The following is a 19,520-nucleotide window of genomic DNA, read 5'->3' on the forward strand; positions in this document are numbered from 1 at the left end:
TTCAGCGTGAAGGTGCCACCACCGGCGATCGACGCGGGTGCGGCCTGCGCCTTGAGCGCCACCCCCGACGCCGCGGCGGCCTCGCAGCGGGCGGCCCGGATCGACGAGCTGTGCCGGGCCTGGCAGGAGGGCCGCGGCCGCAAGCTCACCGACGCCGAGCGGCGCGAGCTGGCCGCCGCCGCGCAGGGCGAGGAGCACATCGAGGCGTACTGCAAGCAGCGCCGCACCGGCCAGCCGTCGAGCTCACCGACCCAGCAGGACGAGAAGAGCCAGGGGAATCAGGGGAGTCAGGGGAACCAGGGGAAGTCGCCGAAGCACACCCCCTGATGCACCGCGAAGATGCCGCCGGCGGCGTTGAACATTTCACCGGGCACGGCGCGCACCGGCGGGCCGGCGACGGGGCCGCCCGGCGCGCTTTGTCCGCTTATGCCAGCCCATGGGGAACCACCGGCCGCCGGGTGGCGATTGACACCCGGCGAGACGCCTCCGTACGGTTCGAGCCACAATGACGCACCTCGGCGGATCATCGAAGCTGCTCAGGGCCATGAACGACGCGGCCGCGCTGAGCCATGTCCTGGAGCGCGGGCCGCTGACCCGCGGCGAGCTCCGCGACCTCACCGGTCTGTCCAAGCCGACGATCTCGGAGGCGCTGCGCCGCCTGACCGAGGCGAAGCTGGTGACCGTCGTCGGCTACGTGAGCGCGGGCCCGGGACCCAACGCCGAGGTGTATGCGGTGAACCCCGACGCCGCCTACTCGGTGGCCCTGTCGGTGCGCGACCGCGGCGACGCCGACGCGCCGACCGTGACCGCCGCCGTGACCGACCTGGCCGGCGAGCTGCGCGGGCGGCTCGAGCTGACCGTCGACTTCACCCGCACCGACCCGGTCAGCGCGGTGGTCGACACCGTCGAGGACGTGTGCAAGGAGGCGCGGGTCGCCCGCGACCCGGTCGCCCAGGTGCAGATCGCCGTGGCCGGCTCCTACGACGCCAAGGTCGACGTCCTGCACCACGTCGAGGTGCCGGGCTGGGGCCGCCCCGGCCTGATCGAGGACCTGCGGCGCCGGCTCGGCGTGCCGGTCGGCGTCGACAACGACGTCAACCTGGCCGCGGTCGCCGAGCGGGCGCACGGCGCCGGCCGCGACGCGGAGAGCTTCGCGCTGCTCTGGCTCGGCGAGGCCGGCCTGGGCCTGGCCATCGACCTCGGCGGCACGCTGCTGCGCGGCGCGCGGGGCGGGGCCGGCGAGATCGGCTACATGCCGATGATGCTGCCCGGCGCCGGCGACGGGCGCGGCTTCACCGGCCGGGTCGACTTCCAGGACCTCGTCGGGGGCGGCGCCGTCCTCGACCTCGCCTCGCAGTACGGCATCCACGAGAGCACGGCCGCGGGCACCATGGCGGCAGCGGTCGCCCGCGCCGAGGACCGCGACGAGGGCGCGCGCAGCTTCGTCACCGCGCTCGCCGGCCGCATCGCGATCGGCCTGTCGGCCGTCGTCGCGGTGCTCGACCCGCCGCTGGTCGTCATCGGCGGCGAGGTCGGCCAGGCCGGCGGCCCGGTGCTCGGCACGGCCGTCGCGACCGCCCTCGCCGAGGCCGCGCCGCTGGACACGACGATCGCCACCAGCACGATCCACGACGACGCGGCCCTGCTCGGCGCCCAGGAGGCCGGCCGCGCGACCGTCCGCGAAGGGATCCTCGCCGCCCTGCGCCGGCCGACGCCCTGAGGCTCTGAACGCATGGCCCCGGTGGATCGGGGCAGTACCGCCGCATGACGAATCCAGTCGTGCTCATCACCGGCGGCCTCACCGGCATCGGGCGGGCCACCGCCGAGGCGTACGCGGCCGAGGGCGCGGGCGTCATCGTCGCCGGCCGCCGCGACGAGGCCGGCGAGGCGTTCGCCGGCGACCTGCGCTCGGCCGGGGCGCAGGCCGACTACGTGCACGCCGACGTCCGCCACGACGACGAGGTCCGGGCGCTCGTCGACGACACCGTGGCCCGCTTCGGCCGGCTCGACGTCGCCGTGAACAACGCCGGCAGCCTGGGCACCCGGGCGCCCGTCCAGGACCAGTCCGTCAACAACTACGCGTCGACCTTCGAGACCAACGTGCTCGGCGTCATCCTCAGCATGAAGCACGAGGTGCGGGTGATGCTCGCCCAGGGGTACGGCAGCATCGTGAACGTCGGGTCGGTCGCCGGGCACATCGGCGTGCCCGACGACTCGGTCTACGTTGCGAGCAAGCACGCCGTCGAGGGGCTGACCCGCACGGCGGCGCTGGAGACCGCCGCGGCCGGGGTGCGGGTCAACGCGGTGGCGCCCGGCCCGATCGAGACCCGGATGCTCGACGAGTACGTGCCCACCGACGCCGAACGGGACGCGTTCCGGGAGTCGGTGCCGGCCCACCGCTTCGGCCGGCCCGACGAGATCGCCCAGGCCATCGTGTTCCTCGGCTCGGAGAAGGCCAGCTTCATCACCGGGCAGGTCGTCTCGGTCGACGGCGGTTTCTCGGCCCGCTGAGCACGCCGCGCGCCCGTGCTGTACCGTCCCTTCGATTTGGCAAATCGATGGGGAGGAACGCGCGGGACCATGCACATCAACGACTTCTTGACCGCGATCCCGATCGGCCTGCTCATCGGCGTGCTCGGCCGGCTGGTCCTGCCGGGCCGTCAGTCGATCGGGATCTTCATCACGTTCCTGATCGGCGTCGGCGCGGCCCTGCTCGGCACGCTCGTCGCAGAGCTGGTCAACCTCGACGACAAGGCGCTCGTCAAGGTCTGGAAGATCCAGTGGAGCTGGTGGGAGCTGGGCATCCAGGTCCTCTTCGCCGCGATCGGCATCGGGCTGGCCAACATGCTCACGTACACGAAGCTCGCCTCCGGCGGCGAGCGCCCCCGGCGCCGACCGGCCCGCAAGCGGAAGAAGGCCAAGGAAGCGACCGACTGAATGTCTGGCTGAATTTCTGGCCGAGCGGGCCGCGGCGAGGGATGGTGGTAGCTGGGGAGGGCGTGAGGGGGTGCGCCATGCAGCTGACACGGAGTCCCATCGTCGTCGGGGTCGACGGCTCCACCGCGAGCCTCGGCGCGGTCCGGTGGGCCGCCGACGAGGCCGCCCGGCACGGCTGCACATTGCGGGTCGTGCACGCGATGAGCTGGGAGGGGACGGCCGACGGCCAGGGCGTCGTCCTCGACGCCGCCGCCGAGGCCCGCACCTGGCAGCCCGGCATCGCGGTGGAGACCGCGACGCTCGGCGGCCCGGCCGCCGCCGTCCTGCAGGACCAGTCGGGCCACGCGTCGCTGGTCGTGATCGGCGGCCGCGTCCACGACGGCGGCCTGCTCGACACGTCGGTCGGTGCCCACCTGACCGCGTTCGCGCACTGCCCGGTGCTCGTGGTGAACAACGCGTGGCGCTGGGCCGACCCGATGAGTGCGATCCCGCAGCAGGCACCGGTGGTCGTCGGCGTCGACGGGTCACCGTCGAGCCAGCGGGCCCTCGCGTTCGGCTACGGCGAGGCCGCCGCCCGGCATGTGCCGCTGGTCGCCCTGCACGCCGGCCGGGCCCGCCCGCACGAGGCGGTCGCCGCCGAGATGGAGCCGTGGCTGCGCCTCCACCCGGAGGTCGAGACCCGCTTCACCAGCCGCGACGCCCCGATCCTCGACGCGATGACCGAGGCGGCCCGCACCGCGCTGCTGGTGGTGCTGGGCGCCCACCGGGCGGGCTGGTACGAGCACCCCCGGCCGAACCCGGTCACCCAGCTCATCGTCCACCACGCCGCGTCGCCGGTCCTCGTCACGCGCAGCGTTTAGGCGCCGTCCTCACCCGGCGGCCTTCTTGACGAGCTCGGCGATGCGGGCCTCGGCCTCGTCGGTCACCTCGGTGAGCGCGAACGCGGTCGCCCACATCACGCCGTCGTCGAGGTTGGCCGGGTCGTTGAAGCCGAGCGTGGAGTACCGCGACTTGAACTTCTTCGCCGGCTGGAAGAAGCAGACGGCCTTGCCGTTGCGGGCGTAGGCCGGCATGCCGTACCACGTCGTCGGCGTGAGCTCGGGGGCGTTGGCCTTGACGATGGCGTGGATGCGCTCGGCCATGGCCCGGTCGGACTCCTCCATCTCGGCGATCTTCGCGAGCAACTCGGGCTCCGTGTCGCCGCCCTTCTTCGACCGCAGCTCCTTGGCGCGCTCCTTGACGGCGGCGCGCTCCTCCTCGGACAGGCCGCCGGACGCAGCGGCTTTCTTCGTGGCCTTCTTCGGTGCGCTCATGTCTCCATGCTAGGGAGCGGCCGCGGCGCCGGCTTCTCGAAACCTGATCAGCTGGCGCTGCTCTCCCGGGCCGACTGGAAGACCTCCGCGGCGGCGAGCTCGCTCACGACGTCCAGGAGATGGTCCACCTCGGCGTCGGTGTTGGCCGCCGTGACCTGGATGCGGAAGCCCACCTGGTCGCGGGGCACCCCCGGGTAGGGGGCCAGGGTCACGAACAGGCCGCGCGCCCACAGCAGCTCCGACACCTCGACCAGGTCGCGGTCCAGCGCGATCGGCAGCTCGATGATCGGGGTGTCGTCGGTGTTGGGGGTGAAGACGCCGAGGCCGCGGACGTGGCCGAGCACGCGCATGGTCATGCGGTGCAGGTCGGCGCGCAGCTTGTCGCCGCGGTCGGCGTTGACGTCGAAGCCGGCCAGCACCGTGGCCAGGGACGCCGTGGGGGAGGGGCCGGAGTACAGGTACGGGGCGGCCGACGCCTTCAGGCGGTTCTTCAGGACCGTCGGCACGGCGACGAAGGCGAGCAGCGACGAGTACGCCTTCGAGAACCCGCCGACCAGGACCAGGTCGTCGTAGGACTCCCCGTGGTACCGCACGATGCTGTTGCCACCGGCGCCGTAGGGGCTGGTCTCGTCGGGGCGGCGCTCGCCGATGACGCCGAAGCCGTGCGCGTCGTCGACGTAGAGCACCGCGCCGTGCCGCCGGCACAGGTCGAGGTACCGGGGCACGTCGGGGATGTTGCCGGTCATGCTGTTGACGCCGTCCATGCAGACCAGCACCGGGCCCTTCGCCACCGGCAGCAGCGACGCCAGCTCGTCGAGGGAGCGGAACCGCCGCACCGTGGCGCCCTGACCGCGGGCGAAGACGCAGCCGTCCCAGATCGTCTTGTGCGCCCGCGCGTCGACCAGCAGCGTGCCCTCGCCGGCCAGGGCCGGGATCACCGACAGGTGGATCTGCGTGATCGTCGGCAGGACCAGCGTGTCGGGCGCCCTGAGGAGCTCGGCGAGCCGCTCCTCGATGCGCGGATACAGGCCCGGGTTGCCGAGCATCCGCGACCAGCTCGGGTGGGTGCCCCAGCGGCGCAGCTGCGGCTCGACCGCCTCGATGATCTCGGGCTCCAGGTCGAAGCCGAGGTAGTTGCACGACGCCCAGTCGGTCAGCCAGTGCCCGCCGACCCGGATGCGGCGCCCGTTGATCTCGTCGATCACGGCGTCGTAGAACCTGGTGTGTTCCCGCAGGTGGGCGATGCCGCTATACCTGGGATCCTCGTCGACGGCGGTGGCGAGGTGCTCGACGGTCAAGACGCTTCCTCCGGGGTGTTTCAGGCCGCGGTGCGGCCTCCCCGTTGAAGCCCCGACGCATCCTCCAACAACCATTGGCTAGCGTCACCGTAGCTCAGTGGCCGGGAGAACAAGTACCCCTGGCCATGGTCACTGCCCATCGTGACCAGCAGCTCACGCTCCGCCTCGGTCTCGATCCCCTCGGCGACGACCTGGAGATTGAGGATCCGGGCCAGCTGCACGATGGTGTCGACGACCGCGTGTTGCTCCGCCGAAGATGCAATGGTGTCGATGAAGCTTTTGTCCAGCTTCACCACGTCGACCGGCAGTCTGCGCAGGTAGGACAGCGACGAGAAGCCGGTGCCGAAGTCGTCGATGGCGATCCGCACGCCCGCCTCGCGCAGCGCCGCGAGCGCGCCGGCGACCTCGCCGTCGTCGTGCAGCAGCAGGCTCTCGGTCATCTCCAGCAGCAGCGCGCGGGGCGGCAGGCCCATCCGGTCGATCTCCGCGAGCACCCATGGCGCAAAATCGGGCGTCCGGAACTGCCGGGCCGAGACGTTCACCGAGACGTACGTCTCCGTGTCCGGGTAGGCGATGCGCCACTGCGCCGCCGCCTTCACCGCGCTGCTGAGCACCCACGCGCCGAGCGGCACGATGAGCCCGCTCTCCTCGGCGACCGGGATGAAGTCGTCGGGCGGCACCATGCCGCGCGCCGGATGGTCCCAGCGCACGAGTGCCTCGAAGCCGTGGGTGCGCCCGTCGGCGAGGGTCACGATCGGCTGGAAGTGCAGCAGCAGCGACTCGTCGGCGATCGCCCGGTCGAGGTCGGCCCGCAGCCGGTGCCGCTCGACGATCTCGCTGTGCAGCGACGACTCGTAGCGCCGCCAGCGGTCCCGGCCGGCGTCCTTGGCGACGTACACGGCCAGGTCCGCGTGGCGCAGCAACTCCTGGGCGGTGGCGGCCTCGGTGGTGGTGGCCGCCCCGATGCTGGCGGTGGTGGTGACGGTACCGTGGTCGAGCTCGAACGGCTGCTTGAAGCTCGCGAGCACCACCTGCGCGACCCGCTCCACGTCGGCGGGGCTGCCGGCCCGGCGCACCAGCGCGGCGAACTCGTCGCCGCCGAGGCGTGCCACGGTCCCGGCCGCGCCGTAGGAGCCGTCGACGGCCCGCAGCGCCTCGGTGAGCCGCTGCCCGACCGCGACGAGCAGGGCGTCGCCGGCGCCGTGCCCCCACGTGTCGTTGACGACCTTGAAGTCGTCGAGCTCGACGATGAGGACGCCGACCGTCGCGCCGGTCTCCGCGCCCGATGCGACCGCCTCCTGGACCCGGGTCAGGAACACCTCCCGGTTCGGCAGGCCGGTGAGCGCGTCGAAGGTGGCCCGCTGGTACAGCTCGGCCTGCAGGCGGCTGCGCTCGGTCACGTCCCGCAGGGTCACCACCACGCCCCGGACGGTCGGCTCGTCGCGCAGGTCGCGGAAGGCCGCCTCGACCAGCGTCGGCCGCCCGCCGGGGCCGGTGACGGTGAGGTCCTCGCCCGGCCGGTCGGCGCCGCCGGACCGGACCTGGCCGAGGCGCCGCTCGACCGTGCCGGCGCTTGACGGCGCGAACACCGCCGGCAGCGGCTCCCCGACCAGTTCCCGGTCGAAGAGGACCTGCGCGGACGGGCTGGCGAAGCGGACCCGGTCGTCGTCGCCGAGGACGAGGATCACGTCGGTGGCGTTGAGCACGAGCGTGCGGAAGTAGGCCTCGCTCTTGCGCCGGCCGATCTCCTCGCCGAGCGCGATCCGGTCGAGGGCCATCGCGGCCTGGGTGGCCAGGATCTGCGCCGCCTCCTGCAGGCCGACCAGCACGACCTCGTCGGCGGCGACGTACAGCGCCCGCTCGGCCGGGCGGCCGTCGGCCAGCGCGAGGGGGCAGCAGAGCGTCACCTCGAAGTCACCGAGGTCGACGCCGAGATTGACGCCGAGGTCACGGGTGTACGACATCGACAGCCGGTCGGTGTGGGCCGGCCCGATCGCGGCGCGGTGGTCCCGGCCGGGCGGCAGCAGGTCGGCGACCGCGCCGCGGACGGTCGCCTCGACGGCCGCGTCGTCGGTGGCCATGAGCAGCGCGGCCCCGGCCTTGCGCAGCCGCCGCTCGCGCTCCAGGGTGCGCCGCTGGCCGGTGACGGCGCGGCCGAGCCGCAGCAGGACCAGGCCGGACAGCAGCGCGGACACGACGGCGATGACGGCCGCGTCGCGGACCCGGCCGGCCTGCATCTCGACGAACAGCACGACCGGCGCGACGAACAGCGACAGGCCGAGCAGCAGCAGCCGGCCGACCCGCTCCTCGCCGGCCCGCACCACCTTCGGCTCGGTGAGCTCGCGCATCGACGGGTGCAGCGCGGCGACGCCCCAGAGCACGTAGAACGCGGCCCAGCCGGTGTCGACCGGGCCGCCGGTGGCCCAGTCGCCGTTGAGCTGCGCGAGGCCGTAGCCGACGTCGGAGGTGAGCAGCCCGACGCCGCCGATCGCGAGCAGCCACACGGCCGGCGTCGGGCGGACCGAGGCGATGAGCCGCGCGCCGACGGCCAGCACGATGATGTCGGCGAGCGGGTACGCGATGGAGATCGTGCGGTCCAGGGCCGACAGGGCGGGGTTCTCGACGTACGGCCGGATCAGGAAGATGTAGGAGAGCAGGCCCAGCCCGGCGGTGAGGGTCAGCGCGTCGAACAGGCTCGCCGGGTCGCGGCGCACCACCCCGAGCCGGTAGAGCCAGACCAGCGCGGCCGCGATGAGCACGTAGACGGTGAGGTAGAAGAAGTCCGCCGCGGACGGGAAGCCCTGCCGGTGCAGCAGCCGGGTGAGCACGTCGGCGGTCACGTCGCCGGCGATGAACGAGCCGACGGCGGCCGCGAGCAGGTACCACGGCGCCCGCCGGCGGGGCCGGTGCATGTGCACGCCGACGAGCATCGCGGTCACCGACGCGAGCCCGATCGCGGTCCACAGCACCAGGTGCAGGCCGGGCAGCGCGAAGTTGGCGGTCACCAGGATCGCCATCGCCCCGACGTACACCTTGAGCACGAGGCAGACGCTACCCAGTTCAGTGCCGAATGAGGAGTACCTGGCAGCATCGTTCGGCGAGGGTGCCGCCACACGGTTTCACGAGTTTTCGCGGAGTTTGTGGCCTTGACGGTACCGCTGGGGCTCTCTGATCGCGACATTGCGCACATGACGCCGCCACGCTCGGCGACCAGCACCTGCCATTCATTCACGTGTAGCCGAAAGTTTCAGCCTGTTCATTCGCATCAGCGCAGGTCAACACCTGTTCCATCGACGACTCCCTTCTGCTCGCGGGCCCCGGCCTGGTGAGATTCCCGCAGCCTGTGTCGTCGTGTCTGGAGGGTCACCGTGCGCGTACCTGCAAGATGGCGGTTGCCGGCGGTCGCCGCGATCGCGACCGTGACGGCCGGCACCGCCGCCGTCTGGCTCGCCGGGGGAGGGTCCGCGAGCGCGGGCACCATATCCGGCACGTTCTACAAGGACCCGAACTCGCAGGTGCTGCGCTGGCTGGCGGCCAACCCGAACGACTCGCGGGCCGCGCTGATCCGCGACCGGATCGGCGCGCAGCCACAGGGCCGCTGGTTCACCAGCCCCAACACGTCCACGACCACGGCCGACGTGACCGCGTACGTCAACGGGGCCAACGCGGCCGGCCAGATCCCGCTGCTGGTGGCGTACGCGATCCCGAACCGCGACTGCGGTGGGGCGAGCGCCGGCGGCACGACCGACTATCCGTCGTACGCGAACTGGGTCCGCGCGTTCGCCTCGGGCCTGGGCAGCCGCACCGCGGTCGTGCTGCTGGAGCCCGACTCGATCGCGCTGCAGACCTGCCTCGACAGCGCCGGCATCGCCGCCCGCAACTCGGCGCTGTCCAGCGCGGTCACCACGATCAAGCAGGCGAACCCGAGCGCGAAGGTGTACCTCGACGCCGGTCACTCGGCCTGGAACTCGGCCGGCGACCAGGCGAACCGCCTGGTGGCGGCGGGCGTGCGCAGCGCCGACGGCTTCTACAGCAACGTGTCGAACTTCCGTACCACCGCCGACGAGGTCAACTACGGCCGCAACGTGCTCAACGCGATCGGCGCGGCGAACCTGCACCAGGTCGTCGACACCAGCCGCAACGGCAAGGGCCCGAACGGCAGCCAGTGGTGCGACCCGTCCGGCCGCGGCACCGGCGTCGCGCCGACGACGTCGACCGGCGAGGCGACCGTCGACGCGTTCGTGTGGGCCAAGCCGCCGGGCGAGGCGGACGGCTGCGCGGCCTCGGCCGGCACATTCTCCCCGGACCTGGCGTACCAGCTGGCGCTGAACGGCGTGGTCACCTCGCCGCCGCCCACGTCGTCGTCGCCGTCGTCCTCGCCGTCGGCGTCCGCGTCCCCGTCGCGGTCCCCGTCCTCGTCGCCGTCCTCGTCACCCTCGTCGTCGCCGTCCTCGTCGCCGCCCCCGGCCGGCGGGTGCTCGGTGGCGTACAAGGTGGACAGCCAGTGGAACAACGGCTTCACCGCGACGGTGACGATCACCAACCGCGGCCCGGCGGTGAACGGCTGGACGCTGACCTTCGCCTTCCCCGGCGACCAGCGGGTCAGCAACGCGTGGAACGCCACGGCGAGCCAGTCGGGCACGTCGGTGTCGGTCCGCGACGGCGGCTGGAACGCGTCGATCCCGAGCGGCGCCACGGCGAGCTTCGGCTTCCAGGCGAGCTTCTCGGGCAGCAACGGCGCGGCCACGGGCTTCAAGCTCAACGGTTCGGCCTGCTCGTAGCATGCTGGGGCGCCGCCGGTTCCGCGGCGGCGCCCCTCGCCGCCAGCGGCACCAGGGCGAGCAGCGCGGTCAGGGCCGCGACCAGCGGCAGCCCGCCGGCGGCCCAGGCCGCGAAGAGCACCAGCGCCGACACCTCGGTGGCGAGGGACGCGACCGACGTGACTGTGGCCCGGGCGCCGGTCTCGATGACCCGCTGCAGGCGGGCGTCGACCAGGACCAGGACGAGGCGGTAGAGGCCGTAGAACACGGCGAGCAGCACGATCCCCGCCGGCACGTCGAGCAGCGCGGCCACCCCGGCGGCGAGCGCCGCACCGGCCAGCATGAGGCACTGTCCCCACCGGCCGGCGCCGGCGGCCCTCGACGCCAGCCACGCCCCGGCGACGCCACCGCCGGTGACGACCAGGCCGGCGAGGGGGTTCAGCCCGGTCGGCACCCGCCAGTCGGCCGCGATGACCGGGAAGTACTCCTCGATCGCGTCGAGCCCGGCGAGCGCGGCGAGGGCGACCACAGCCGTGCGCACGACGCTGTTGACGGCCGCTTCCCGGACACCCTGCCTCAGGGTGGCGAAGTATCCGTCGTCGTCGTCTTCGTCCGCTGTGCGCGGGGCCTCGGGCAGGCGGAGGGCGAGCAGGCCCGCGGCGAGACACACGCCGACGCTGACCCAGCCGGCGAGCTGATAACCGCCCAGGTCGTACAGCAGGACGGCGGCACCGGCGGCCGGGACCTGCGCGACGAGGCCGGCGGCGTCGACCCGCCCGGACAGCCGAACGTAGTCGTCCTGCGCGCCGACCGCGGCGAGCCCGTCGTAGAGCAGGGCCTCCAGGGCACCGCTGGCCAGGGCGCCGCCGACGCCCCACAGCACGAACCCGGCGAGGAACCCCCAGAAGCCGGGCGTGACCAGCCACGCCGCGAACCCCACGGCCTGCAGCACCCCGGACGCCGCGAGCGCGGCCCGCCGCGAGAACCGGTCGGCGAACGCCCCGGTGGGCACCTCGGCGACGATGCTCGTGACCGACCACACGGCGAACAGCACGGAGATCTGCCCGCCCGTCAACCCGGTCGCGGTGAAGAAGAGGGCGTACAGCGGATAGAGCGGCACGGCGCCGCCGAGCAGGGACCACCCCACGGTGAGCCGCCCGAGCCGCTGTGCCGGTGAGCCGCGGCGTCAACCAAACGTCATGGGCCGGACGCTAGCACCGCCGGCCGTCGGTACGCGCCCGATTTTTCGTTAGGCTGGTGGCGTGGCTGACGCTGACGACGTGCGCCGGCTCGCCCTGTCGCTGCCGCACGTGGTCGAGATCGACAGCGACGGGTTCGACTTCCGGGTGGGCAACAAGGGCTTCGTCTGGTCCTACCCCGAGCGCCTCCCCGGGAAGCCGCGCGTGATCCGCACCGACGTCGCCGTGCTCTACGTCGGCGACGAGGCCGAGAAGCAGGCCCTGCTGCTGGGCGAGCCGGACCGGTTCTTCACCACCCCGGCCTACGATGGCCTGCCGCTGGTCATGCTGCGCCTGGAGGCGGTCGACGTGGCCCGCCTGGCCGAGCTGGTCACCGACGCCTGGCACATGCGCGCCCCCGCCGACCTGCTGCCGTAACCTAACCGACCGGGATCTCCAGCACCGTCGCGGTGGCGCCGTCGCCGTCGGTCAGGCGCTCCTCGACCGTCGGGCCCGCGACCGCCAGCCGGTGCCGCCCGATCCAATCGAACAGGTCCAGTCCCGAGCGGACCACGCCCCACGCCGGCGGCACGACGGCCCGCACCACCCGCCGCGCCGGCAGCGTCAGCGGCTCGCCGCCGCGGTCGGTGACGGCGGCCGGGAACGGGGCCCCCGGCGGTCCGCCCAGCCACGTGAGCAGCACCCCGCCGGCGCACCGGGCGGCGAGCTCGCCCGGGTCGCCGACCTGGAACCGGCGGACCCGCAGGCGGCGCGGGCCGACCGTGGCCACCTGCGGCAGGACCGGCGTCGCGGCGGCGAGCCGGTCCTCGGCGGCCGCCACCGCCGCGGTCCTCGCCGCGATGTCCCGGCGCAGCTCGGCCACGGTGTCGGTGAGCGCCGCCCGCACCTGCGCGTCGGGCGCGTCGAGCAGCTCGGCGACGCGGCGCAGCGGCAGCCCGAGCCGCTGCAGGCCGCGGATGCGTTCCAGGCGGGTCAGCTCGGCCACCCCGTACCACCGGTAGCCGGTCGCCGCGTCGACCGCCGCCGGCCGCAGCAGCCCGATCCGGTCGTAGTGGCGCAGCGTGCCGCCGGAGACGCCGGCCATGCGCGCGAGCTGCCCGATCCGCCACACGACGCCTCCTCCGCGGCTTGACCTTCGCCCTGCACCAAGGTTCTAGCGTCGCCGCCCATGACCACCATCGCACGGCCCGCGGGCCTGCTGCTGCTGTCGTCGGTCGGGGCGCTGCTCGCCGGGGCGGTCGTCGCCGTGGCGGCCGGGCTGACCCTGAACCCCGCCGACCTGCCCGCGACCCTGGCCGCCGTCGCCGACCGGCCCGGGCTGCACCTCGCCGCCCTCGCCCTGGACGTCGCCGGCTGGCTGGGCCTGCTGGCCGCGGCCCTGACCATGGCCGGGTCGTCGCCTGCCGCCGCCCTGACCGCGGCCGGGTCGTCGCCTGTCACCGCTCTGACCGCGGCCGGGTCGTCGCCTGTCACCGCTCTGACCGCGGCCGGGTCGAATCCTGCCGCCGCCCGCCCGGCTGCCGGGCCGTCCCCGGCGGTCGGGGCCGGCCTGCTCGCCGCGACCGGGCTGGCCGGGCTGCTGCACGACGCGGGGAACCTCGCCGTCACCCAGCTGACCGGCTCACCGGTGGCCGCCGCGGCGGTGCTGCTCGTCGCCAAGTGGATGGTCAACCTGGCCGGGCTGCTCTGGGTCGCCGCCACCGTCGCGCTGAGCCGTGGCGGGTCGCGGGCTTTCCGCAGTACCGGAGCCGTCGCCGCGGCATCGGGACTGGCCGCTGTCGTCATCCCCTGGACCAGCGGGACGGCGGGGCCCTCGGTCGCGCTCGAGCAGGCCGGCTACGCGCTCCACCTGCCGGTCATGGTGTGGTTCGCCGCGGTCGGCCTGGTCAGCGTCACGCCCGTCGGGCGCTCCGGGAGCGCCCAGCGCCGGCGCTGAGCGTCCTCGTCGTCGGACTGCGGCGACGAGCCGATCCGCTCCGGGTGGCCGGTGAACTGGCCGCGGCCGGGCGGGCCGGAGCAGTCGCCGCCCCGGGCCATGGGGTCGGGTCGCGGCGCGCCGAGGCGGGCTTCGACGTCTCGGTGGTCCGGGATGGTCCGCGTTCAGTGCGGGGGCAGCGCTGCGCGCTCCGCCGGTGACAGCTGCGCCTCGGCCACCGCCCGGGCCGCGGCCAGCTCGGCCCGCAGCTCGGCGACCTCGGCCAGCAGCTGCAGCTCGCGGTCGCGCTCGGCCGCGGCGAGCGCGTCGACGTGCGCGATGATCGCCGCCGCGTCGACGGAGCCGCCGCCGGCGTTGATCGCGGCGACCAGGGCCTCGATCGCGATGCGGGCCGACTTCGCGTCGGCGGCCGCCCCGGCCAGCGCGGCCGTGATCGACCGTTGCCAGGCCTCGTCGCGGATCCGCCACTTGACCGGCTCGATCTCGCTGCCGTCGGCCGCTTTCGGCGCGCCGAGCCGCCAGGCCTCGAGGATGCTGTCGCTGTGTACGGACATGCCGCGGTCTCCGTCCATGCGGGCGATCGGGTCGTAGTCCTCCGCGCGCGGGTCGTCGTCGGCGTCGGACCGGCCCGACACGTGAATGTGACCCTTGTCGGTGGATGAGCGGGTGGTGTGGGCGGGCATCCACCGCTCCTGGCGGCAGGTCCCGGACTCGTCGGTCCAGTTGATGTACTTGATCCACGCCACGCCGGGGACGCCGGCGTCACGGTCGCGGATGAGCTGCCGGGCGATGTCGGCGTTCTCCTTGCGGGCGGCCCTGGAGTCGTTGCGTGGCATCACGTCCAGGCCGCGGGCCTTCCACCGCGCGTTCGCGCTGGGCCAGCCCGTCACCGAGAACGGCGTGTGGTCCTCGGGGGTGTTCGCCTCCAGGTGGTCGTCGTCGGGGTAGTCGTACACGGTCAGGCCGTGCCGTTTCAGATTGCGCTGCAGCGCCCGCGCCGGGCGGATCAGCGCGTACGGCTTGCCCGCGGCCAGCCAGTCCCGAAAGCCCTGGGATGGCATGATTCCTCCTTCTGACGCCGGTGGTCAGCGGATGCGGTCCGCGTTTTCGTCGAGGGTACGAATCGACGGACACCATCAGGGTACGACGGGAGGCACGCGTATTCAGGCGCTCGCGGGTCGACGGAACCCGCGCGGGTGACGCCGTCGCCGACATAGGCGGACATGCCGGCCCATGCCGGCCCAGACCGCAGAGTTCGGCCATGGCGGTGCGAACCGAGCCACGAGACGGCGAGCAGGAGGGCTGCCGATGCCTACAGCCCTACTCAACCGGTGCGGCGCCGCCGCGACCAGAAGAAGCCGCCGCCGAGGAGCACCACGAGCACGGCCGCGCCGGCGATCCACCAGGCCGCCGCGCCGGAGCCGTCCGCCGACGTGGGCACCGGTGCCGCGGCCGACGTGGGTGCGGCGGTCGGTGACGCGGGCGCCGACGGGGACGGCGACGGTGACGGGGAAAGCGACGGGGCCGGCGCCGCGTTCGTGAACGCGAACGTGCCGGAGATCGCGTCGCCGTCCGCCGACACCGTCGACCAGGCGACCGTGATCGCGCCCGGCGGGAGGGCGCGGACCGCCTGGAGCACGTTCTTGTCGACGACGCGGGCGGCGCCGTCACTGTACGACGCGCCGTCCGGGCCGGTCACCGTCACCGTGGTACGGCTCTGCTTCACCATCTCGTTGAACGTCAGGGTGACCGTGGCGACCGGCGCGGTGACCGTCGCGCCCTTCGCCGGGTCGGAGCGCACCAGCGTCGAGTGGGCGGAGGCGGGCGCCGCCAGGCCGAGCGTGGCGGTGGCACCCAGCAGCGTCGCGACCAGCAGGCGCCGGAGCTTCATGTCGTCATCCTCGTCAAGAACGTCAGGGAGTCGGTGGGAGGGTAGTCGTCGGCGGCACCGCGGAAGTTCCCAGCAGTTCGTCGACGTAGCGCGCCGCCGGGCCGCCGAAGACCTCCTGCACGGCCTGGATCTGCGCCCACAGCGCGGGCAGCGGCCAGCCGGGCGGGAACAGGGCGGCGGGCAGGCGCGGGCTGCTGAGCGTGTCGACCATCGGCGTTCTGAGCAGGGCCGCGTAGCGGCGCAGCGTCTCGGCGCCCGGCGCCGGCGGCCCGGCCAGCGCGTCGAGGGCCGCGCGTAACGCTCCCGCGTGGGCGGCGAAGGTGCCGGCGAGGGTGTCCAGGTCCCACACCACCCGCGCGGCCCGGGCTGCGTCGGGCTCGTCGAGCGGCAGGCGGGTCACCAGCAGCAGCGCGCCCGGCGGCGCGTCGGCCAGCGGCAGGTGCTCCGTGCGGTCGTCGAGCGCGACGAGCACCCCGGGCTGCAACAGGCCGTAGCCGGCCTGGACGGCCGCCCGGCGCAGCGCGTCGCGAAACGCGCGGCGGGACTCGGGGACCTGGTAGAGCACAGCGTGGAACGCCCCCGGCCACTCCGGCGCGGGTGGCCGGCCGCCGGCCCGGATCCGGTCGAACCGGCGGCCGTACTCACCCGCGAGCCGGTAGGCGGCGCCGCGCCCGTGCCGGAGGCTGGCCAGCTTGCCCTCCTGCCGCATGCGCAGCAGCAGCGCCCGGGCGGCGGCGGGGGTGAGGCCCAGGTCGCCGAGCAGCCGGATCAGGGCGGGGCCGGGCAGCTCCGGACGCCGGGCGACGCCGAAGAGGAACGGCACCAGCGACGCGGACCTTCCCCCCGGAGACTGAGATGGTACGATCTGTCTCACGTACGTGAGGATAATCGAACAGAATCGGGCACAATCGGGGAGGTCCGCATGGGCCGGTTCGGTAAGGTCCTGCTCGGCTGGGGGCCCACCCTGGTCGCCAATGTCGTGCTGCCGCTCCTCACCTATTCCTGGCTCACCGACCGTGGCCTGACCGAGGCGTCCGCGCTGGCCCTGAGCGGGGTCTGGCCGGCCGTGGAGGTGGCCGTGATGTTCGCGGTCCGCCGCCGCGTCGACGAGTTCGGCGTGCTCACGTTGATCATCATCGCGCTCGGCGTCGGCTCGTCGCTGGCGCTGCGGGACGGGCGGCTGGTGCTGTTCAAGGAGTCGGCCGTCACCGGGCTGTTCGGCGTGCTGCTGCTCGCCTCGCTGCTCGCGGCGCGCCCGCTGATGTTCTACTTCGGGCGCCGCTTCGCCACGGACGGCTCGCCCGAGCGGGTGGCCTGGTGGGACGGCCTCTGGCAGTACGCCGGATTCCGCCGCACGCAGCGGATCCTCACGGTGGTGTGGGGCGTGACGTTCCTGGCCGAGGCGGCGTTGCGCATCGAGCTGACCGAGGTGCTGAGCATCGACACGATGGTCGTGATCAACGCCGTGCTGCCGTACGCGGTGACGGCCGCCCTGGTCACGTGGACCATCCTCTACAGCCGACAGGCCCGCCGGAGAGCCCCCGCCGCCGCCGTGGCCGCGGCCTGAGGGCTCAGGAACGCGGGGCGTACATGATGATCGCGACCCCGGCGAGGCAGATGGCGGCGCCGATCAGGTCGTAGCGGTCGGGCCGGAAGCGGTCCACCACCATGGCCCAGGCGAGCGACCCGGCGACGAAGACCCCGCCGTAGGCGGCGAGGATCCGCCCGAAGTTCGCGTCGGGCTGGAGGGTGGCCACGAACCCGTAGGCCCCGAGCGCCGCGACCCCGGCCCCGATCCAGAGCAGCCCGCGGTGCTCGCGCACGCCCTGCCAGACGAGCCAGGCACCGCCGATCTCGGCGACCGCCGCGACGACGAACAGCACGATGGACCGGAAGATCGTCATGGACCCAGTGTCAGGGATACCCGTCGGGCGCGCCCACGCCGATGGTCAGGAACGGGATCGGGCAGGACGGGCAGGTGCAGTTGGTCAGGCTGTCGCAGCGGGCGTCGACGATCTCGGTCAGGGTCGAGCGGATCGCGGCCAGGTCGGCCATCCGGCGGTCGATCTCGGCGATCTTGTCCAGCGCCCGCTGGCGCAGGTCCGGGGTCGGGTGGCGGCGGCGGCCCGCGTCGATCAGCTCCGCCACCTCGTCCAGCGTGAAGCCCAGCCGCTGCGCGGCCTTGATCACGTTCAGCAGCGCCACCGTGTCCGGCGGGTAGAGGCGGTGGCCGCCCAGCGACCGTTCCGGCTCGGCCAGCAGCCCGCGGCGCTCGTAGTACCGCAGCGTCTGGATGTTCAACCCGGTCAGCTCGGCCACCTCGCCGGTGCGCAGGCCGCCGCGGGCGTCGCTCGTCATGTCCCCGAGGGTAGACCCGTACCTAGGTACCGGCTGCAAGCCGCAGGAGCGCCCGGGTCGAGCCCATGCCGTACCGGTCGGTGTCGCTCGACATCGCGGCCACCTCGGCGAGGGCCGGCGCCGGGTCGATGCCGTGGCGGCGGGCCCGGGCCAGCAGGTCGCGCAGGCCGAGCCGCTCGTCGCGGGCGTCGCCGCCCTGGTCGCGGGCGCTGAAGAGGATCAGGTGGGCGCGCAGCTCCGCCGCCGTCGTCCAGTCCCGGGGCAGGCCGGCGCCCCAGCGGAACCACTCGTACCGCTCGAACAGCCCCCGGATCGCGGCCCGCACGAGGTCGTCCCCGCCGGCGTAGAGGTCGACGACCGCGCGCAGCACCGCCACCGACCGGCCGTCGGCGTTGATCGCGCCGAGCTCCCGGTCGACGGCGGTGCCCGCGGTGAGCATCGCGTCCGGGTTGGAGACGTCGACCGGCGCGGTGGCGACCGGCCGGTACAACGCGTCGAGCCGCGCCATCTCCCGCTCGACGTCCCCCAGGTTCATGGCAGCGTTTATACCTCCTGCCACCGGTACCGCGTGATGCCCGAACCTTCCGTGGCGGCGAGGTGCTTGAGGGCGTCGCGCGCCGAGGAGCACGACGACAGCGCGGCGGCGACGGCGCCGGTGACGTGGGCGGCCGCGAATGACGTGCCGCTCCACTTCGCGTACCCGTGGAACGTCTGGCCCTCCGACTCCTCCGTCGAGACACCGTCGAGGAACGTCGAGACGATGTCCACGCCGGGGGCCAGGTAGTCGACCCACGGCAGCCGCGGCGAGAAGTCCGCGCCCGCCGCGCCGACCGCCACGACCCCGCGCAGCGTCGCCGGCCAGGTCGGCTGCGACCGCTGGGCGACGGCCAGGTCGGTCCACCGGTTGCCGGCGGCGGCGACCAGCAGCACCCGCTCGCTGAGCTCCTCGACGGCGCGGCGCAGCACGAACGGCGGCGCGCCGTCGACCGTCCGGCAGCCGAGCGACAGGTTCACCACCTGCGCGTGGTCCTCGTCGACCGCCGCCGCGAGCGCCTTGACGACGCTCCAGGTGTCGCCGCGGCCGTCCGCATCGAGGACGCCCCGGACCTTGACCTCGGCGCCGGGGGCGAGGCCGTCGATCAGGCCCGTGACGAACAGGCCGTGCCCGACGACCTGGGACACCTGCGGCCCGGCCGCCTCCGCGCGGGCCGGATCGACGTCGAGCACGGTGACCCTGACGCCGGTGCCGGCGCCGGCCAGGGCCGACGACGACCGTGCCGGCGCGTCCGCCGCCGTGGCGGGCAGCGCGGCGAGCGACTTCGGGTGCCCGAACGCGAAGATGTGCTCCAGGCGCCGATCCTTGCCCATCTCCGGGGTCCAGCCGCCGAACCGGGCCGCGCACCACCAGCGCAGCTGGGCCAGGAGCAGGTCGAGGTGCTCGGGGTCGACGAAGGTCGAGGCGGTCACGTTCGCCGACACCGGCACGCGGGCGAGCCGCAGCGTGCGCAGCTCCTCCGGCGGGCCGAGGGTCAGGTCCTGCCGCAGCTCGCGGGCCGCGGTGAGCACCACGTCGAGGTGGTCCAGGTCCACGACGAGGGCGCCGAGCTCTTGCTCAGACATCGCGCTTCCTTCCCGATTGAGGATTCCGTACCACGGATACGCCACCCCGGCCCGTGATGCACCGGCCGACCGAGCGATTGACATCGACGCCGTCCGGTACGCAGTGTGATCACTTGTGAGCGCGGCAGCGACGGCCCGGGCCCTGGCCGAGCAGGCGATGCGCGTGGCGGACACCGACCCGGCGCGGGCCGAGCCGGTCGCGGCCGCC

The 19,520-nt window shown here is 73.8% G+C and carries 21 protein-coding genes; 9 read left to right on the forward strand and 12 right to left on the reverse strand.

Annotated elements, in window-relative coordinates:
* From ABZS66_RS51325 to ABZS66_RS51345, 5 genes are all read left to right on the forward strand, one after another.
* Nucleotides 1–327, forward strand: a 327-nt coding sequence (locus tag ABZS66_RS51325) for a hypothetical protein (RefSeq protein ID WP_354770446.1), incomplete at its 5' end; no start/stop codon positions are given.
* A gap of 178 nt (nt 328–505) precedes the next feature.
* Nucleotides 506–1,720 (forward strand): ROK family transcriptional regulator, encoded by a 1,215-nt coding sequence (locus ABZS66_RS51330; protein ID WP_354770448.1) that lies wholly within the window; start codon nt 506–508, stop codon nt 1,718–1,720.
* 44 nt (nt 1,721–1,764) lie between these two features.
* On the forward strand, nt 1,765–2,511 hold the full coding sequence (locus ABZS66_RS51335; protein WP_354770450.1) for a glucose 1-dehydrogenase: 747 nt from the start codon (nt 1,765–1,767) through the stop codon (nt 2,509–2,511).
* Between the two features lie 69 nt (nt 2,512–2,580).
* Nucleotides 2,581–2,937, forward strand: a complete 357-nt coding sequence (locus ABZS66_RS51340) for a GlsB/YeaQ/YmgE family stress response membrane protein (RefSeq protein WP_354770452.1) — start codon at nt 2,581–2,583, stop codon at nt 2,935–2,937.
* Nucleotides 2,938–3,014: 77 nt separating this feature from the next.
* Complete coding sequence (locus tag ABZS66_RS51345; protein WP_354770454.1) at nt 3,015–3,797, forward strand: universal stress protein; 783 nt, start codon at nt 3,015–3,017, stop codon at nt 3,795–3,797.
* A 9-nt stretch (nt 3,798–3,806) separates the two neighbouring features.
* Here the strand turns inward: ABZS66_RS51345 and ABZS66_RS51350 are convergent, their stop codons facing one another.
* The 3 genes from ABZS66_RS51350 to ABZS66_RS51360 are packed head-to-tail and all read right to left on the reverse strand — an operon-like array spanning nt 3,807 to nt 8,589.
* The gene (locus ABZS66_RS51350; protein ID WP_354770456.1) at nt 3,807–4,250 is read right to left on the reverse strand and encodes a DUF1801 domain-containing protein; all 444 of its coding nucleotides are present in this window, start codon (nt 4,248–4,250) and stop codon (nt 3,807–3,809) included.
* Between the two features lie 47 nt (nt 4,251–4,297).
* On the reverse strand, nt 4,298–5,548 hold the full coding sequence (locus ABZS66_RS51355; protein ID WP_354770458.1) for a pyridoxal phosphate-dependent aminotransferase family protein: 1,251 nt from the start codon (nt 5,546–5,548) through the stop codon (nt 4,298–4,300).
* Between the two features lie 20 nt (nt 5,549–5,568).
* Nucleotides 5,569–8,589 (reverse strand): EAL domain-containing protein, encoded by a 3,021-nt coding sequence (locus ABZS66_RS51360; RefSeq protein WP_354770460.1) that lies wholly within the window; start codon nt 8,587–8,589, stop codon nt 5,569–5,571.
* 327 nt (nt 8,590–8,916) lie between these two features.
* Here ABZS66_RS51360 and ABZS66_RS51365 point away from each other — a divergent pair, with 327 nt between their 5' ends.
* A complete protein-coding gene (locus tag ABZS66_RS51365) occupies nt 8,917–10,329 on the forward strand; it encodes a glycoside hydrolase family 6 protein (protein ID WP_354770462.1) in 1,413 nt (470 codons plus the stop codon).
* Here ABZS66_RS51365 and ABZS66_RS51370 read toward each other — a convergent pair.
* On the reverse strand, nt 10,307–11,455 hold the full coding sequence (locus ABZS66_RS51370) for an MFS transporter (RefSeq protein WP_354770464.1): 1,149 nt from the start codon (nt 11,453–11,455) through the stop codon (nt 10,307–10,309). The two genes, ABZS66_RS51365 and ABZS66_RS51370, sit on opposite strands and share 23 nt — an antisense overlap.
* Nucleotides 11,456–11,570: 115 nt before the next feature.
* Here ABZS66_RS51370 and ABZS66_RS51375 point away from each other — a divergent pair, with 115 nt between their 5' ends.
* Nucleotides 11,571–11,924, forward strand: coding sequence for a hypothetical protein (locus ABZS66_RS51375; protein WP_354770466.1), 354 nt, complete (start codon nt 11,571–11,573; stop codon nt 11,922–11,924).
* Nucleotide 11,925: 1 nt separating this feature from the next.
* Here ABZS66_RS51375 and ABZS66_RS51380 read toward each other — a convergent pair whose 3' ends face one another.
* On the reverse strand, nt 11,926–12,618 hold the full coding sequence (locus ABZS66_RS51380; RefSeq protein ID WP_354770468.1) for a MerR family transcriptional regulator: 693 nt from the start codon (nt 12,616–12,618) through the stop codon (nt 11,926–11,928).
* A 57-nt stretch (nt 12,619–12,675) separates the two neighbouring features.
* Here ABZS66_RS51380 and ABZS66_RS51385 point away from each other — a divergent pair, with 57 nt between their 5' ends.
* The gene (locus ABZS66_RS51385) at nt 12,676–13,443 is read left to right on the forward strand and encodes a hypothetical protein (RefSeq protein ID WP_354770470.1); all 768 of its coding nucleotides are present in this window, start codon (nt 12,676–12,678) and stop codon (nt 13,441–13,443) included.
* A gap of 164 nt (nt 13,444–13,607) precedes the next feature.
* On the opposite strand, the gene ABZS66_RS51390 is transcribed toward ABZS66_RS51385, so the two are convergent.
* The 3 genes from ABZS66_RS51390 to ABZS66_RS51400 all read right to left on the reverse strand — a co-directional run bounded on the left by ABZS66_RS51390 (nt 13,608) and on the right by ABZS66_RS51400 (nt 16,157).
* Nucleotides 13,608–14,504 (reverse strand): hypothetical protein, encoded by an 897-nt coding sequence (locus ABZS66_RS51390; protein ID WP_354770472.1) that lies wholly within the window; start codon nt 14,502–14,504, stop codon nt 13,608–13,610.
* A 263-nt stretch (nt 14,505–14,767) separates the two neighbouring features.
* Complete coding sequence (locus ABZS66_RS51395) at nt 14,768–15,334, reverse strand: copper resistance CopC family protein (protein ID WP_354770474.1); 567 nt, start codon at nt 15,332–15,334, stop codon at nt 14,768–14,770.
* Between the two features lie 22 nt (nt 15,335–15,356).
* Nucleotides 15,357–16,157 carry a hypothetical protein gene (locus ABZS66_RS51400; RefSeq protein ID WP_354770476.1) on the reverse strand — a complete coding sequence of 267 codons (801 nt, stop codon included), beginning with the start codon at nt 16,155–16,157 and terminating at the stop codon, nt 15,357–15,359.
* Nucleotides 16,158–16,256: 99 nt separating this feature from the next.
* Here ABZS66_RS51400 and ABZS66_RS51405 point away from each other — a divergent pair, with 99 nt between their 5' ends.
* Nucleotides 16,257–16,901, forward strand: a complete 645-nt coding sequence (locus ABZS66_RS51405) for a VC0807 family protein (protein ID WP_354770478.1) — start codon at nt 16,257–16,259, stop codon at nt 16,899–16,901.
* Between the two features lie 4 nt (nt 16,902–16,905).
* On the opposite strand, the gene ABZS66_RS51410 is transcribed toward ABZS66_RS51405, so the two are convergent.
* From ABZS66_RS51410 to ABZS66_RS51425, 4 genes are read right to left on the reverse strand one after another with little or no spacing between them, the layout of a single operon-like run.
* Entirely contained in the window at nt 16,906–17,238 is a 333-nt protein-coding gene (locus ABZS66_RS51410) for a YnfA family protein (RefSeq protein WP_354770480.1), read from the reverse strand.
* Nucleotides 17,239–17,248: 10 nt separating this feature from the next.
* Nucleotides 17,249–17,692: a MerR family transcriptional regulator gene (locus tag ABZS66_RS51415; protein WP_354770482.1), complete on the reverse strand. Its 444-nt coding sequence runs from the start codon at nt 17,690–17,692 to the stop codon at nt 17,249–17,251.
* A 22-nt stretch (nt 17,693–17,714) separates the two neighbouring features.
* Complete coding sequence (locus ABZS66_RS51420; protein WP_354770484.1) at nt 17,715–18,227, reverse strand: hypothetical protein; 513 nt, start codon at nt 18,225–18,227, stop codon at nt 17,715–17,717.
* An 8-nt stretch (nt 18,228–18,235) separates the two neighbouring features.
* Complete coding sequence (locus ABZS66_RS51425; protein WP_354770486.1) at nt 18,236–19,312, reverse strand: S8/S53 family peptidase; 1,077 nt, start codon at nt 19,310–19,312, stop codon at nt 18,236–18,238.
* Between the last annotated feature and the right edge of the window lie 208 nt (nt 19,313–19,520).

The sequence above is a fragment of the Dactylosporangium sp. NPDC005572 genome (assembly GCF_040605515.1).
Taxonomy (GTDB): domain Bacteria; phylum Actinomycetota; class Actinomycetes; order Mycobacteriales; family Micromonosporaceae; genus Dactylosporangium.